Source organism: Leptothermofonsia sp. ETS-13 (assembly GCF_049200465.1).
GTDB lineage: Bacteria > Cyanobacteriota > Cyanobacteriia > Leptolyngbyales > Leptolyngbyaceae > Leptothermofonsia.
Genome location: NZ_CP120836.1, coordinates 3,269,535 through 3,282,272 on the forward strand (window position 1 = coordinate 3,269,535; position 12,738 = coordinate 3,282,272).

The window sequence follows — 12,738 nt, forward strand, 5'->3', positions numbered from 1 at the left end:
GGGTTCCACCCCTGCACCCCGTCCTAACCATAATGACTACCGCTATACCAATTCAATATGAGGATGCGTAGAATCAGAACCCTCTGTAGTCCCCCTTGGTAAGGGGGACGGCGACAGCCGGAGGTTGATAATGTACAGCTTCATAAAACATTGGTATAGCTCTTAGCGTCAGCTACTCTTTCACTGGCAAGCCGGGAGAATCAGATTGTTTGAGTGTTTGAGAGCGCGATCGCCGTTCTGTTAAGCGGCAGTAAAACCGATAGCCCCAGCGAACAATATCGAGAAGAAAGTAGGGCACTCGCAGTCGCAGTGGTGAGAGGATTGGCAGATACAGCCAGTAATAAGCCCGCTTCAAGTTATCCCACTTGGAGCAGGTTTCCTCATGCAGAAAGTCTGAAATATCCACCACCAGTCCCCGACCTTCAAACATCATGACATTGCGTCCATGAACATCATGGGGATAAAGGCCACGGCTGCGAGCATAGTCTAATGCCTGGTCGATATCCTGAATGACTTGCTTTGGAATGCGCTTTCCCAGATGCAGACAGTCGTAGAGGGTAACTCCACGCAACCGCTTCAGCACTAAAAAGCCTTCTCCAGAATACACACACTCCGAGAAAGCAGGATGAGACCCCAGGCGACAGTAGACCTCCCGTTCTTCCTCAAAACCCGGACGCCCAGGAGCATAAATTTTCACAACCAGATCGGGGTAATCGGGATGGTAGAAAACAGCGGCATAATTGCCGGTTCCGAGTAATTGCCAGGGAGGGGGAAATTGATGAACTACTACTGGATTATGAGGATCAAGGCTCTCAATCTGGAGTCCAGGCAGGAGTTCTTGATGGATGCTCTCGATCAGCCGATTCATGCAAAACCTTCTGTGCAGGAATGGAGAAGACACAAAGGTAACTCAGCAGCTAACCCACTGGCAACATTTCACTTGAGATGTGATTTTGTTGACGAGGGATACAGCCAGAAATTAAGCAACTTTGTTAACCAGGGCATAACTGGGTAAGTCAACAGAGCAGATACAAAGGTGACTGAGATCAGTAAATCGATCAGTGGATGAAAAACTTTCAGGAACGGACCCAGTAATGCATTAGCAATCAAAATCAAGGGGTATACAGCCAGTACGCCCAAAATAACCTTTTTATGATAGGCGGGCTGGGGCATTTTGCGCTGCATACTTTTTGGCAGGGTGAACCATAGTTCCAGACTGCTGGGTAGCTGTTGCAGCGATCGCCGCGAGACTAAATCCCGTGATTTTTCCATCCATTTTCGGTAGGTTGGTGACGCCACCCAGTTTCTGAAATGGGGATAGGCGTCGAATTTCACAATAATGACGTATTCGGGATAATCATGATCCCGTGGACGAATGATTTCGACCCCAAGAAATCCCTCCCACTGCTGGGCAGCCCGGTTAATTCCCGCAGTCCAGGCTTCATATTCTTGAATGCGATGGGGCTCAACGATTTCTGAGATAACGAGGGTGATGGGTTCTGAGGATTGTTGGGTGTTCGGCATGAGTCAGGGAATGGGATAAGCCATTCCTATGCTCAGATAAAATGTTGGTTTAAGCAATAAGCGCTTAACCGAAAACCTTTTACTTATTCCGATATCGGATCGATCACCGGACGCTTACCACTTACAATAATGGCCAACCACTTTCTTGCCTTCAATGATTGCTGATCTGCTTACCACTGCAATGCAACATCACCAGGCAGGGCAGTTGCAGGAAGCTGAACATCTCTACCGTCAGGTGTTGCAGCAACAACCCAATCACCCAAATGCGCTGTACCTGTTGGGATTGATTGCCCATCAAATGGGGAATCTGGACGGGGCGATCGCCCTTTATCAGCAAGCCATTGCCTCCCAACCCAACTTTGCCGAGGCTCATAATAATCTGGGGGCAGCTTTTCAGCAGCAGGGAAATTTAGCCGCGGCGATTGCTCACTACCAGGCAACTCTGCGAATTAAGCCGGATAATCCCAATGCCAACATCAACCTGGGTGTGACACTTCAACAGCAGGGAAAACTGGAAGCAGCGATCGCCCGTTACCAGAAAGCCATTCGCCTCAACCCAAATTTGCCAGAGGCTTACAGCAATCTGGCTCATGCTCTGAAAGAGCGGGGCGAGTTAGAGCAGGCCACCTCCCACTATCAAACTGCTTTGCAGCTTACACCGAATAATCCCGAAGCCTACCGAGATTTAGGTGATGCTTTGCAAGAACAGGGACGCATTGATGAGGCGATCGCATTACTGGATGGGGCGATCAATCAGTTTCCAAATCACATCAAGCTGCAAGGAAGCCGCATTCGAGCAAAACTCATTTCAGGCAACCTGGGTGAGGGATTTGCCGAATATGATCCTTGGCGTTTGAGCTTATCCAGCCGGACATTTTCCCAACCGACCTGGGATGGTTCTAATTTGAATGGCCAATCCATTTTGCTCTACACCGAAACCGGAGCAGGTATAGGCGACACCATCCAGTTCATTCGCTACGCACCCCTGGTTGCCCAGCGAGGTGGGCGAGTCATTCTGGAGTGCCAGCCAGCCCTCGTGCGATTGTTTCAGTCCATTCCAGGGATTGAAACCGTGATTGCAACGGACAGTTCCCTCCCTTCCTTTGATGTGCAAGCATCCATCCTGAGTCTTCCCTTCATCTTTGGCACCACTTTAGAAACAATTCCCGCCTCCATTCCCTACCTATCTCCGCCTTCGATTTCCCTGTTTCCCCTGCCTGAATCGCCCCACCTCAAAGTTGGCATTGTCTGGGGTGGCGATCCAAACCATCGGCATGACCGCGATCGCTCCTGCCCGGTTCAGGAATTTCGGCGGTTTTTAACCACCAGGGAGATTGTTTTCTATAGCCTTCAGAAAGGACCCCACAGCACTGAGTTGGCGGAAATCGAAGAATTGCCCATCCAGGATTTGGGACCGCAACTGAATGACTTTGCAGATACGGCAGCGGCGATCACCCAACTCGATCTAGTTATCTCTGTCGACACATCAGTGGCCCACCTGGCCGGGGCCCTGGGAAAACCGGTCTGGATACTGCTTGCCTTTACTCCCGACTGGCGCTGGTTGATGTACCGAGAAGATAGCCCCTGGTATCCCAGCGCCCGGTTGTTTCGTCAACCTCACCGTAATGCCTGGACTGTAGTTTGTGATCAGGTTGCTCAGGAGCTACGCCGACTTTCCTCCTAAAAGTACCCGGATGGGGAATACCATCTTAGGAAAACCCCGTTCAATATGGAAGTGCAAATTTGCCCATGTATGGGGATGACCCTATGACTTATGGAACAACAGTCAATGCTACAGTTTTGCGTGTAGTGGATGGTGATACTCTACGGGTTCGACTTGATGGTAAAGAGGAATCCCTCCGCATCTCAGCTCTGGATACTGAGGAATCAAATCGTGGCAGCAGTACAAAACCTGTAACTCCCCACGGTAAAGCAGCAAAGCAGGCGGCTCAAAAGTTTTTCCCAATCAACTCGCAAATTACTCTGGAGTTTGCTGGATCCGAACCGCTAGAGGTTTGCCTGGAAAAGTACCGCGACAACTATGGTCGATTACTGGTTTTTGTACATAAAGATGGTAAGGACTACCAGGAACACATGATTCTGGAGGGGTATAGTCCTTACTTCGTGAAATACGGTAATGTTAATTTTCCAGAATACCATCAGCGCTATATTCAGGCAGAACGTGAAGCCCAATCTGAACGGCGGGGCATTTGGGATCAGATTCAAGCGAATGGCTCAGAAATTAACAATTACGCTTTGTTGACAACCTGGTGGCATCTTCGGGCTGCGGTCATTGATGAGTATCGATCGCTCAAGGTGACGATGCCCACTATACTGAATACCCGTTTAGACTATGCCAGGCTCATTGAACTGGCAAAGGATAAGAAGAAGGCAACTGTGTTCACAGAACTCAGGAGTTTTAAGAGAATTCGCGGCAATCATCTGATTATTGATATTGGCTCTGAGCAACAACCCTTCCAGGTTTTCATTGCTGACCTGGAGCGCGAAAACAGCCAGCAGGTGATGGAATTGTTGGTTAACCGCTATTTATCTGACGATGTTACCCATCCACGACGTAACTATGCCTATGTCACGGGTGCTCTGCAATTGTTCCAGAATCGCCAGGATTTACCACCCATTGTTCAATTAAAGGTGACATCCATCGACCAGATCACTGACCAGCCTTAGGGTTACGCAGTGCTTCGACCACTTGATCAAGGCCAACCGCACGGGATGCTTTGAACAGCAAGCGATCGCCCGGTTTTACAATCTCCTGTAAGCGAGCTGTGAGTGCTTCATGGGTGGTAAACCGTTCCGTGGGTAAGGGGGTGGCTCCTGCTGTCAGGGCACTGGCTTCGGGTTCTTCAGCCAAAATCAGCAATCGATCCAGATTAAGTTGCCTGACAGCGAACCCTACCCGTTCATGGAATTCTGGCGATCGCTCCCCCAGTTCTTTCATGGTTCCTAACACGGCAATTCGCCGTTTGCCAGGGGTTTGGGCAAGTAGCTCCAGGGACGCCAGCATTGACTCCAGTCCCGCGTTATAGGTCTCGTCTAGAAGCACAATGTCCTCCGGTAATTCATGGCGTTGCGCCCGTCCAGCTGGCAGATCAACGGTTAGCCCGTGAGCCAATGGTGACCAATCAATTCCCAGGGCTTTTGCAACGGCGATCGCGGCCAGATAATTTAGAGCATTATGCCGACCGGGGAGGGGTAAGGGTAACTCCAGCCCTTCCACCAGCAACGTTCCCTGACTGATCAATTGACCACGGACATCCCCTTCCTCCAGTCCATAGGTAATTGTTGTTCCCTGCCAGACGGATGCTGCGGTTTTCAGCAACAGCGGATTGTCATGGTTAAGAATGGCCGTACCCGTGCGGGGCATTTCCGCCAGCAGTTCACATTTGGCCTGGGCGATCGCCTCCTCTGATCCCAACCGCCCAATGTGAGCCGTACCCACGTTGGTAATGACTGCAATATCCGGAGAAGCAATCCGGGTTAATAAGGCAATCTCTCCTGGACCCCGCATTCCCATTTCAATCACAGCATAGTGATGCTCCGGTCCCAGTTCTAACAGAGTTTTAGGAACACCAACCTCGTTGTTGTAGTTTGCCTGACTCTTAAGTAAGGCGATGGGGGATGCGGAGTGGGATAGAACAGCAGCAATCAGTTCTTTGGTGGTGGTTTTGCCGACGGAGCCTGTTACGGCAATCACAGGGACTGTAAACTGGTCACGCCACCAGCGGGCGATCGCCTGATAGGCTACCAGGGTATCAGCCACTGTCAGAAATGGAGTGGTCGGTAGCATTTTGGATCGCAGGGCACTGAAAGCTGAATCCACACTCACGATCGCGGCGATCGCACCCCGCTGCATTGCCTCAGTAACAAACTCATGTCCGTCAAAGGTCTCTCCCTTCAAGGCCAGGAAGACTTCACCCGGAGCCAGACTACGAGTATCGGTTGTGATCCCCTCCGCTTGCTTAGCCAGAGCGGCTGCCGATAGGTTCACTGGCGTGGCATTAAGAACGGCGGTCAACTGAGCTAGCGTCGCACGACAGGGCATTACTGATTTACCGTCCTACTGTCCTTCAACCGCCTGATCCTCAGATGGTTGGTTTTCTACCGCAATTCCCTTCGCCTTACGAGACTCCAACCAGATTGGAACCACAATCCATGCAGCCACAATCAGCAAAGTTAACAGCGCAAATCGACTAGCCCACTCAACCAGCTTCTCTAAAGGAACAATTTGCCCGGCGAAATAAGCGAGGGTCACCATTACAGATGCCCAGGCGATCGCCCCCAGAACATTATAGAGCATAAACTTTGGGTAGGGCATTTCAGCAATCCCCGCCAGTGGACTGGCAAAAATTCGCAGCAGGGCCACAAAGCGCCCCAAAAAAATCGCCTTCGCCGCATTCTGACTGAACTGATTTTTGAGCGATACCAACTGGGTTTCCTGAACCCGAAAGATCCGACCGATCCCCACCAGCATCGGCCATCCCCCATATCGGCCTACCCAGTAACCCAAATTACCACCCAGAGTTGCACCCAGCACCGCATCACCTAAAACGATCCAGTAGTTCAGTTGATCGCTCCCGGCCAAAAAGCCGCCTGCCAGTGTCACCGTTTCTCCAGGAATGGGAAGTCCAACATTTTCTAGCAAAATCCCCAAAAACACTGCCCAGTAACCATACTGCTGGGCAATCTCTTCTATTCTCTCTAGCGATAGCAGTTCAGACATGCAGAAAGGCTTTTACAAAACGTTATCATCCCGTCTCAATCTTGGCGTGATCTTACAAAATCTGTCAATCGTGCGGAATCTCTGCTGATTGACTTGTTAAAGGAATTGTTATGTCGCCATAGCCACTAGACTCAGGACGGGGTACAGGTGTGAAAATCCTGGTTGGAGGCGAAGCCCCCACTCCCCTGAACTCGATGTCCTAGTAACTACCTGGCGACAGCTATAACTACAAAGCACCCGAAAATGACTGTATTTCAGGTTTTTGCAGTCAGCCCCCACTGAATTTCGGTCCTAAAAATCCTCTGTTCAAGAACTAAGTGTCGAGGAATACGGTTTTCTGTCGAAAGTATGAAGTTTATTAAAAGCAGATGGATTAGAGTCTTATCTGAGCAGAAATTAAAGATTGCGTAAAGTTACCGAGAAGCACACTGTTTTCAGCGAAGTAAGTTCTATATTTTGTTGAAATCACTGTGATTCTACTTAGATAACTAAGCACTTCAATAACTTCCGAATTATTCCCTGTGGGCTCAGTAATCTCAAGTCTGGCTATTCTAGGAATTGGCTTGTGCCATCACTGCCTATGTTTGAGATTTTGCTAGTTACTGTCAATAACACTACGTACTGGGTTATATGAATATGAAATTCGTACATGAGAACAGGTTCGTTTTGCTTCAACCCCAGGGGCAACTCAATGCCCATGCAGGAATGAATCTCAAACAGCAGGTGCTGGCCATTGAACCAGAACGGTTTAATCTGTGTATCGTTGACTTGGCTCAGGTAGACTTTATTGACAGTGCAGGTCTTTTATCTTTGGTCAGTGGATTAAATGCGGCCAATCGGAAAAACTGCCGTCTGGTATTTTGCAACGTGCGTCCCTCAGTCCGGTTAATCTTCGAAATTACTCAGTTAGACTCAGTATTCGAGCTATTTGATACCTTTTCGGAAGCAACCGCAGAAGTTCTACAGGGTTCCGACCAGGGCTCCTGGCCTACCGCTAAACCTGTTGCTGCATAGGGACAGTGCCCGTAGGTGGGTAGATAGATGGAGATGGGGTTTAGAATTCTTGGTCAATTTCTGCTGGTTCATCAGCAATTTAGAGCTATCATCACAGGCCTCACTCTTTCAAGATACTGAGCCGATAACTGAGCACTGAGTATCCTAGCTTGCCCATTATTGGGGCAAACGCTTCATTTTTCACAGATTTCTAATCGCGATCGCTGTCCCATCTTTGCTGGATTGATGATGGGCATGGGTTTGAATCCTTCAGTGGCTTCTAAATAGGTAGCCGTAATTAACTGTAATAATAGTAATAATATGGTGGCTGCGCCTCCAAATAGGGGATTTTCCCTCCCCACTCCCGAAGTGATCCTGAATTTAACTGCGTCTAGCTACTTACCACCATCAGCCTGGCTGGGATGAGACCAGTATGGCATTTTAAGAGAGAAGTTATTAGAAGCGTATAATCGAAAAATGAATTGGGGACAGCAGAGTCGCAGGTCTGGTTACAAACGAAAACCAACGCCTACTATAGCAGTCCTAAATCAGTCGTGAGATTGAGAGGCTTTGTGAAAAAGGAATTCCGCAGGAATCCTTTCTCACAATCCAAACAGAATCACTATATCTGTTGCTCCAATCGTATAAGGATGGTGGTCTGAGTATTGGAGGCAGGGCAATGGAGGAAGTCAACCTGTTTTGGTTTGGGTTGTTTCTGGAAGTAGGTTTTGTCTTGCTGATTCTGTGGCTGGTTCGCCCGGCTTCCGAAACGGGCGATCGCTTATGGGGAAAGATTACTCAGCTTAAAAAGGATTATCATCGGAGTCAGCAGGAGCTTCAGCAGCAGAAAACCAGGTTAGGGCAGGAATGCACACGTCTGCGGCAGGAGTTACAAAAACAGAATGACCAGTTGATGCAGGAACACCTCCAGCGGCAGCAGGAGTGGAAGCAACAGGAGGAGAAGCTGGTAGAGGAATGTAACCGTCTGATGCAGGAGCGCGATCGCCTGATCCACGAGCGGGATCAACTGGTGCACGAATTTGAGCATCAAAAAGCCCAGCTTAATCAAGATAGCATTCGCCTCCAGCAAGAATTGGAACAACAGAAGGTGCAATTGATTGAGGAATATACTCACCTGCAGCAAGAGTTGCAACACCAACAGGCCATACTGGCAAACGAGTTGCACCAGGCTACCTTTAAGCAGCTACAGAGTTTGCTGGTAAGCTACCCCACGGCCATGAAAATTGCCCATGCCAGGCCACATCTACCAGCCAAAAGCTTGGCTGTGATGTTTACGCCCCTGGAGAATTTGCTTAAAGATTGGGGTTATGAAACCATTGGGCCAATCTGGAGCAAAGTTGTCTACGATCCCCACTTGCACCAGCCCGATACAACTGACATTCAGCCTGGAGACTGGGTCTATATCAGGTTTGTTGGCTACCGACAGGGCGAAACCGTTCTCTGCCCAGCTAAGGTCAGTCGCATTCTACCGGATTCAATTAATGGAGAGTGAGCGATGCTCTCCCAGGGTGGATAAGATGATCCTGGTGGGTTAAAGAAGCAATCCTAAGGCGATCGCAAAACTGGTCTGGGCGATCCCCTGACATTTTTTCTGATTGACATTTCTGGTGTGCTTTTGATTACATTTTTAATGTTGATCGATTTCCTAATATGAATACAGGAGTTCTCTTTTCCAGTTGATTGCCAGTTCAATTTGCAGTGTAAACTTATCAATAGTTATGTTGCTGAATTGGCAATTTTGAAGAGCCTGCATTGCGACTGAAACTCTTTTTTCAAAATTGCACCTAATAGCTGTCGTCAGGTGGCTTAGAACATTGGTTTTAAGGGGGGGCAAAGGCCCCAGCCAGGGGTAGGGCCCCTGTGCCTGTTCTGAGCCCAGTGGCTATCGCTATAACAAGATTACTGAAACCATTAGCCATTACTTGAGAGTCTTTTATGAGTCAAACTGCTGAACGCATCACTCGTCTCTGTCATGCTTATATCAAGCTCTCTGACAAGTTCCAAAAGCTGGATGTTGAGTACATGACATTAAGAGGTAAAGTTGTTCCCTTAATTAAGGCACTGAAGACTTACAAACAACTGGTGGAACAACTTAGCCAGGAAAAGCAAACCCTGGAAGAAAAACTCCAGGAAACTACGCTGAAATATGAGGAACTGAAACCGCTCGAGATTTTGCTGCAATCGGAATTCCACGAGGCCTTAAGCGAAGCTGAAGAGCAGGTTGAATTGGTGGAAGCAACCCTTCATGAGATGGAGAGCGATCGCGATCCCGATTTGAGCGACATTGATAAGGAACTCCTTATCCAGTATCAGAACGATCCCGAACAGTTCAATTTACTGTTGAATGCGCCCTTTCTGAACCAATCAGAAAGTTGCCTGACCTCAGAAAAAATGTTGCAGTCGATTTAATCCCCGATCCACCTGGCATTAGAGCTACAGCGTTTACAAATCGTTTGTGAACCAGGGGGCTGCGCTCCCAGGTAGGGGTGCAACCCCCCTCACCCCGTTCAAATTTCAAGTAGGATCGCTAGGAAGCCTTTTTCACCATCCAGATAGGATCGCTATAGCAGGATTACTCTACATAGCAGGATTACTCTACAGTGAATTCAATAGCTGTTCAATCATTCGGTTTGCCTGGGACTCGTACCCACTGCCAAACAAGTTGAAGTGGTTGAGGATGTGGTAAAGGTTGTAGAGATTTTTGCGTTGCTGGTAGCCGGAGTCAAGCGGCCATGCCTGGTTGTAGCCGTGGTAGAACTCCGACGGAAACCCGCCAAATAGTTCTGTCATCGCAATATCGACTTCGCGATCGCCATAGTAGGTAGCGGGGTCAAAAATGACTGGCTCTCCTGAGCGGCTGATGGCGGCATTACCTGACCAGAGATCCCCATGCACCAGGGAAGGCTGAGGGTGGTGGTCTGCCAGCAGGTCAGGGATCGCCTTGAGCAAGCGTTCTGCCTGGGGAAAGTGACCACCGCGCCGTTTTGCCAGACGAAGCTGAAACCCAATTCGATGCTCAACCCAGAACTCCGTCCAGTTCGTTGTCCAGGGATTCATCTGAGGAGTGGAACCGATGGTGTTACTGCGCTGCCAGCCAAAGCCACTACGGCTGGTTGTTTTATGCATGGCGGCGAGTTGGCGTCCCATCTCTTCCCAGGACTGGCCACTGCTACGTCCCAGATCAATCCACTCCAGCACCAGATAGCCAGTGGACCCGTCTGTTCCGCAGCAGATAGGAGTTGGCACCCGAATCGTGCGGGTTTTCTGCATATCCTGTAACCCGGCGGCTTCTGCCTCAAACATGGCAATCTGGCTGGCCTGGTTAAGTTTTATAAAATAGGCGCGATCGCCCTCGGACAGACGGTACCCCTGGTTAATGCAGCCACCGCCAACCGAGCGGCGATCATCCGGCTCAAAGGGCTTCCCAGTAACCTGGCTGATGTGTGCAGCAATCTGCTCCCACTGAACCATTGTTCTTACCACAACCCTTCAATCGCCTGCGTCTCGGCCTGCTCTTCCCCAGGCTCCTCTGCCAAACTCCGACCTTCTACCGCCTGGACAGCCATACAGTTTTTGAAAAGTAATTTATTGCCAACTTCAACCATCGCCTGGTCCCCCTTTGACCTCAGGGTAACGTTGCCATCACTGTAACGAATGCCCGATCCCGAAACCACCTGCGGCAACACCAGCACCTTACTGCCGAAGGTGGCCCGCACTGTGTTATTGGTCAGGTAATCGGCTGTGAAGCCTTTGCCCGCTTCACATTTATACCTGACACTATTGATTACGGAAGGCTCTGAAGCATCTGGCGAGGGGGGGACAGGCGTTGGTTGGGGAGACGGTTCAGGCGTGTTGGTGGGAGCAGGCTCAGATGTTGGTTGGGGAGACGGTTCAGGGGTTGGTTGCTGGGCGATCGCCGCCCAGGAGACCATTGCACCAGTGGTAAGTGCCAGGGTGATCGTCAGGGGGGCTAAAACTTGTTTCATATCCGGGTTCCTCAAAGACAAATCAGATCGGTTTGCGGCTTTCCAAAGAATGGGGTGATCAGCAACGCTTTCACCGACAAACTGGGAGAGCCTGCTTGCTTCTGAAATTATCTACGAAGACATTGGATCTGGAGCAATCCTTACTGACCAGGGCGAATGACGACCACCCCATAGGCATCTGGAGAAAGATACTGACGGGCGGCATCTCTCAACTGCTCCGCATGGATTGATTGAATCAAGCTGGGGTAGTTTAGTGCCGAGGACAGATCACCCACCAGGGACTGGTAATAACCATAAAGGCCGGAGCGATCGCTGGGCGTCTCGTTACCAAAGACAAAATGATTGGCAATTCGCGTGCGCACCCGTGCGATTTCAGATTCGGTAATCAAATCTTCTTGAATTGTGCGGATGTGCTGGGCGATCGCCGCTTCCACCGCAGCTACATTTTCTTCAGGTAAATGGACTGAAATGTAAAACACCCCTTGATACTGGTAAGTCATGTTGCTGGCAGAAATGCTGGAAACCAGCCCCCGCTGTTCTCGCAAATCCTGGATCAGTCGTGAGGTGCGCCCATGCCCCAGGACGGAGGCCAACACATCCAGCGCATAAGTCTGGTTCAAATCATTCATGCCTGGCACGCGCCAGGTCATCACTAACCTAGCTTGCTGCAAGGTGGGATCGGTTAACTCGCGGCGGATAATTTGCTGAAACGGGTCTTCCTGGGTGAAGGAGAGGGGGTATAGAGTAGAGAGTAAAGAAGCAGAAATATCGGTTGTCGGTTGCCGATGGCTGATGGCCTGCCTAAATCCTGCTTCCACGATCTCGATTAGTTGCTCAACGGGCAAATTTCCCACAGCGACAGCAGTAATCGATTGCGGCTGGTACCAGTGAGCATGAAAGTCGCGCATCTGTTGGGGGGTCAATTGCTCAATGACTGAGGCAGGCCCCAACACCTGACGGCGGTAAGGAAGACGCTCAAAAGTTATTTCTGTAGCATGCTGAAAGGTGCGACGGCGTGGGTTATCCTGCGATCTCCGAATCTCTTCCAGCACCACATGGCGTTCACGCTCAAACCCATCATCTGGGATGCTGGCATTCATCACCACATCAATCTGCAAAGGAGCCAGTTCGGCAAAATCCCGAGGAGCCGTGGTGATGTAATAGTGAGTATAGTCCTGACTGGTGGCCGCATTGGTGATGGCTCCCCGTTCTTCTATCCGCCGTTCAAATTCACCACTCTGGAGCTGCTGAGTTCCCTTGAAAATCATGTGTTCCAGAAAATGTGCCATCCCGTTGATATTATCCGGTTCAACGGCTGATCCTACACTAAGCCAAATATTGAGACTCACCGCTTCAACCGGAATCTGCTCAGTGATGATGGTTAGTCCGTTAGAGAGGCGATGGATAGTTGGTGCATTGAGAGGATGAACATTCGGAAACTTCAGCAGGGTTTGAGTCATGGAGTGCCCTTGC

Annotated in this window: 13 protein-coding genes; 5 read left to right on the forward strand and 8 right to left on the reverse strand. The window is 49.8% G+C overall.

What is annotated here, in order from left to right:
* Positions 1–172 precede the first annotated feature (172 nt).
* Both P4D80_RS14785 and P4D80_RS14790 read right to left on the reverse strand, forming a co-directional pair.
* On the reverse strand, positions 173–868 hold the full coding sequence (locus P4D80_RS14785) for a serine/threonine protein kinase (protein WP_421654769.1): 696 nt from the start codon (positions 866–868) through the stop codon (positions 173–175).
* A gap of 68 nt (positions 869–936) precedes the next feature.
* Entirely contained in the window at positions 937–1,524 is a 588-nt protein-coding gene (locus P4D80_RS14790) for an antibiotic biosynthesis monooxygenase (protein WP_421654770.1), read from the reverse strand.
* Between the two features lie 154 nt (positions 1,525–1,678).
* On the opposite strand from P4D80_RS14790, the gene P4D80_RS14795 reads away from it, so the two are divergent.
* Both P4D80_RS14795 and P4D80_RS14800 read left to right on the forward strand, forming a co-directional pair.
* The gene (locus P4D80_RS14795; RefSeq protein ID WP_421654771.1) at positions 1,679–3,208 is read left to right on the forward strand and encodes a tetratricopeptide repeat protein; all 1,530 of its coding nucleotides are present in this window, start codon (positions 1,679–1,681) and stop codon (positions 3,206–3,208) included.
* An 83-nt stretch (positions 3,209–3,291) separates the two neighbouring features.
* Complete coding sequence (locus P4D80_RS14800; protein WP_421654772.1) at positions 3,292–4,212, forward strand: thermonuclease family protein; 921 nt, start codon at positions 3,292–3,294, stop codon at positions 4,210–4,212.
* Here the strand turns inward: P4D80_RS14800 and P4D80_RS14805 are convergent.
* Both P4D80_RS14805 and P4D80_RS14810 read right to left on the reverse strand, forming a co-directional pair.
* Entirely contained in the window at positions 4,196–5,587 is a 1,392-nt protein-coding gene (locus P4D80_RS14805; RefSeq protein ID WP_421654773.1) for a UDP-N-acetylmuramoyl-tripeptide--D-alanyl-D-alanine ligase, read from the reverse strand. The genes P4D80_RS14800 and P4D80_RS14805 overlap by 17 nt on opposite strands.
* A gap of 15 nt (positions 5,588–5,602) precedes the next feature.
* A complete protein-coding gene (locus tag P4D80_RS14810; RefSeq protein ID WP_421654774.1) occupies positions 5,603–6,265 on the reverse strand; it encodes a DedA family protein in 663 nt (220 codons plus the stop codon).
* Between the two features lie 636 nt (positions 6,266–6,901).
* Here P4D80_RS14810 and P4D80_RS14815 point away from each other — a divergent pair.
* Positions 6,902–7,279 carry an STAS domain-containing protein gene (locus P4D80_RS14815; RefSeq protein WP_421654775.1) on the forward strand — a complete coding sequence of 126 codons (378 nt, stop codon included), beginning with the start codon at positions 6,902–6,904 and terminating at the stop codon, positions 7,277–7,279.
* A gap of 173 nt (positions 7,280–7,452) precedes the next feature.
* Here the strand turns inward: P4D80_RS14815 and P4D80_RS14820 are convergent, their stop codons facing one another.
* A complete protein-coding gene (locus tag P4D80_RS14820; RefSeq protein ID WP_421654776.1) occupies positions 7,453–7,620 on the reverse strand; it encodes a hypothetical protein in 168 nt (55 codons plus the stop codon).
* 317 nt (positions 7,621–7,937) lie between these two features.
* On the opposite strand from P4D80_RS14820, the gene P4D80_RS14825 reads away from it, so the two are divergent.
* Together P4D80_RS14825 and P4D80_RS14830 are read left to right on the forward strand one after the other, a co-directional pair.
* Positions 7,938–8,771 carry a hypothetical protein gene (locus tag P4D80_RS14825; protein ID WP_421654777.1) on the forward strand — a complete coding sequence of 278 codons (834 nt, stop codon included), beginning with the start codon at positions 7,938–7,940 and terminating at the stop codon, positions 8,769–8,771.
* A gap of 443 nt (positions 8,772–9,214) precedes the next feature.
* Positions 9,215–9,688, forward strand: a complete 474-nt coding sequence (locus P4D80_RS14830) for a hypothetical protein (protein ID WP_421654778.1) — start codon at positions 9,215–9,217, stop codon at positions 9,686–9,688.
* Positions 9,689–9,874: 186 nt separating this feature from the next.
* Here P4D80_RS14830 and P4D80_RS14835 read toward each other — a convergent pair whose 3' ends face one another.
* From P4D80_RS14835 to P4D80_RS14845, 3 genes are all read right to left on the reverse strand, one after another.
* Positions 9,875–10,750, reverse strand: a complete 876-nt coding sequence (locus P4D80_RS14835; RefSeq protein ID WP_421654779.1) for a fructosamine kinase family protein — start codon at positions 10,748–10,750, stop codon at positions 9,875–9,877.
* 5 nt (positions 10,751–10,755) lie between these two features.
* Positions 10,756–11,265 (reverse strand): MliC family protein, encoded by a 510-nt coding sequence (locus P4D80_RS14840; RefSeq protein WP_421654780.1) that lies wholly within the window; start codon positions 11,263–11,265, stop codon positions 10,756–10,758.
* A 140-nt stretch (positions 11,266–11,405) separates the two neighbouring features.
* Positions 11,406–12,725, reverse strand: coding sequence for a M16 family metallopeptidase (locus tag P4D80_RS14845; protein ID WP_421654781.1), 1,320 nt, complete (start codon positions 12,723–12,725; stop codon positions 11,406–11,408).
* Between the last annotated feature and the right edge of the window lie 13 nt (positions 12,726–12,738).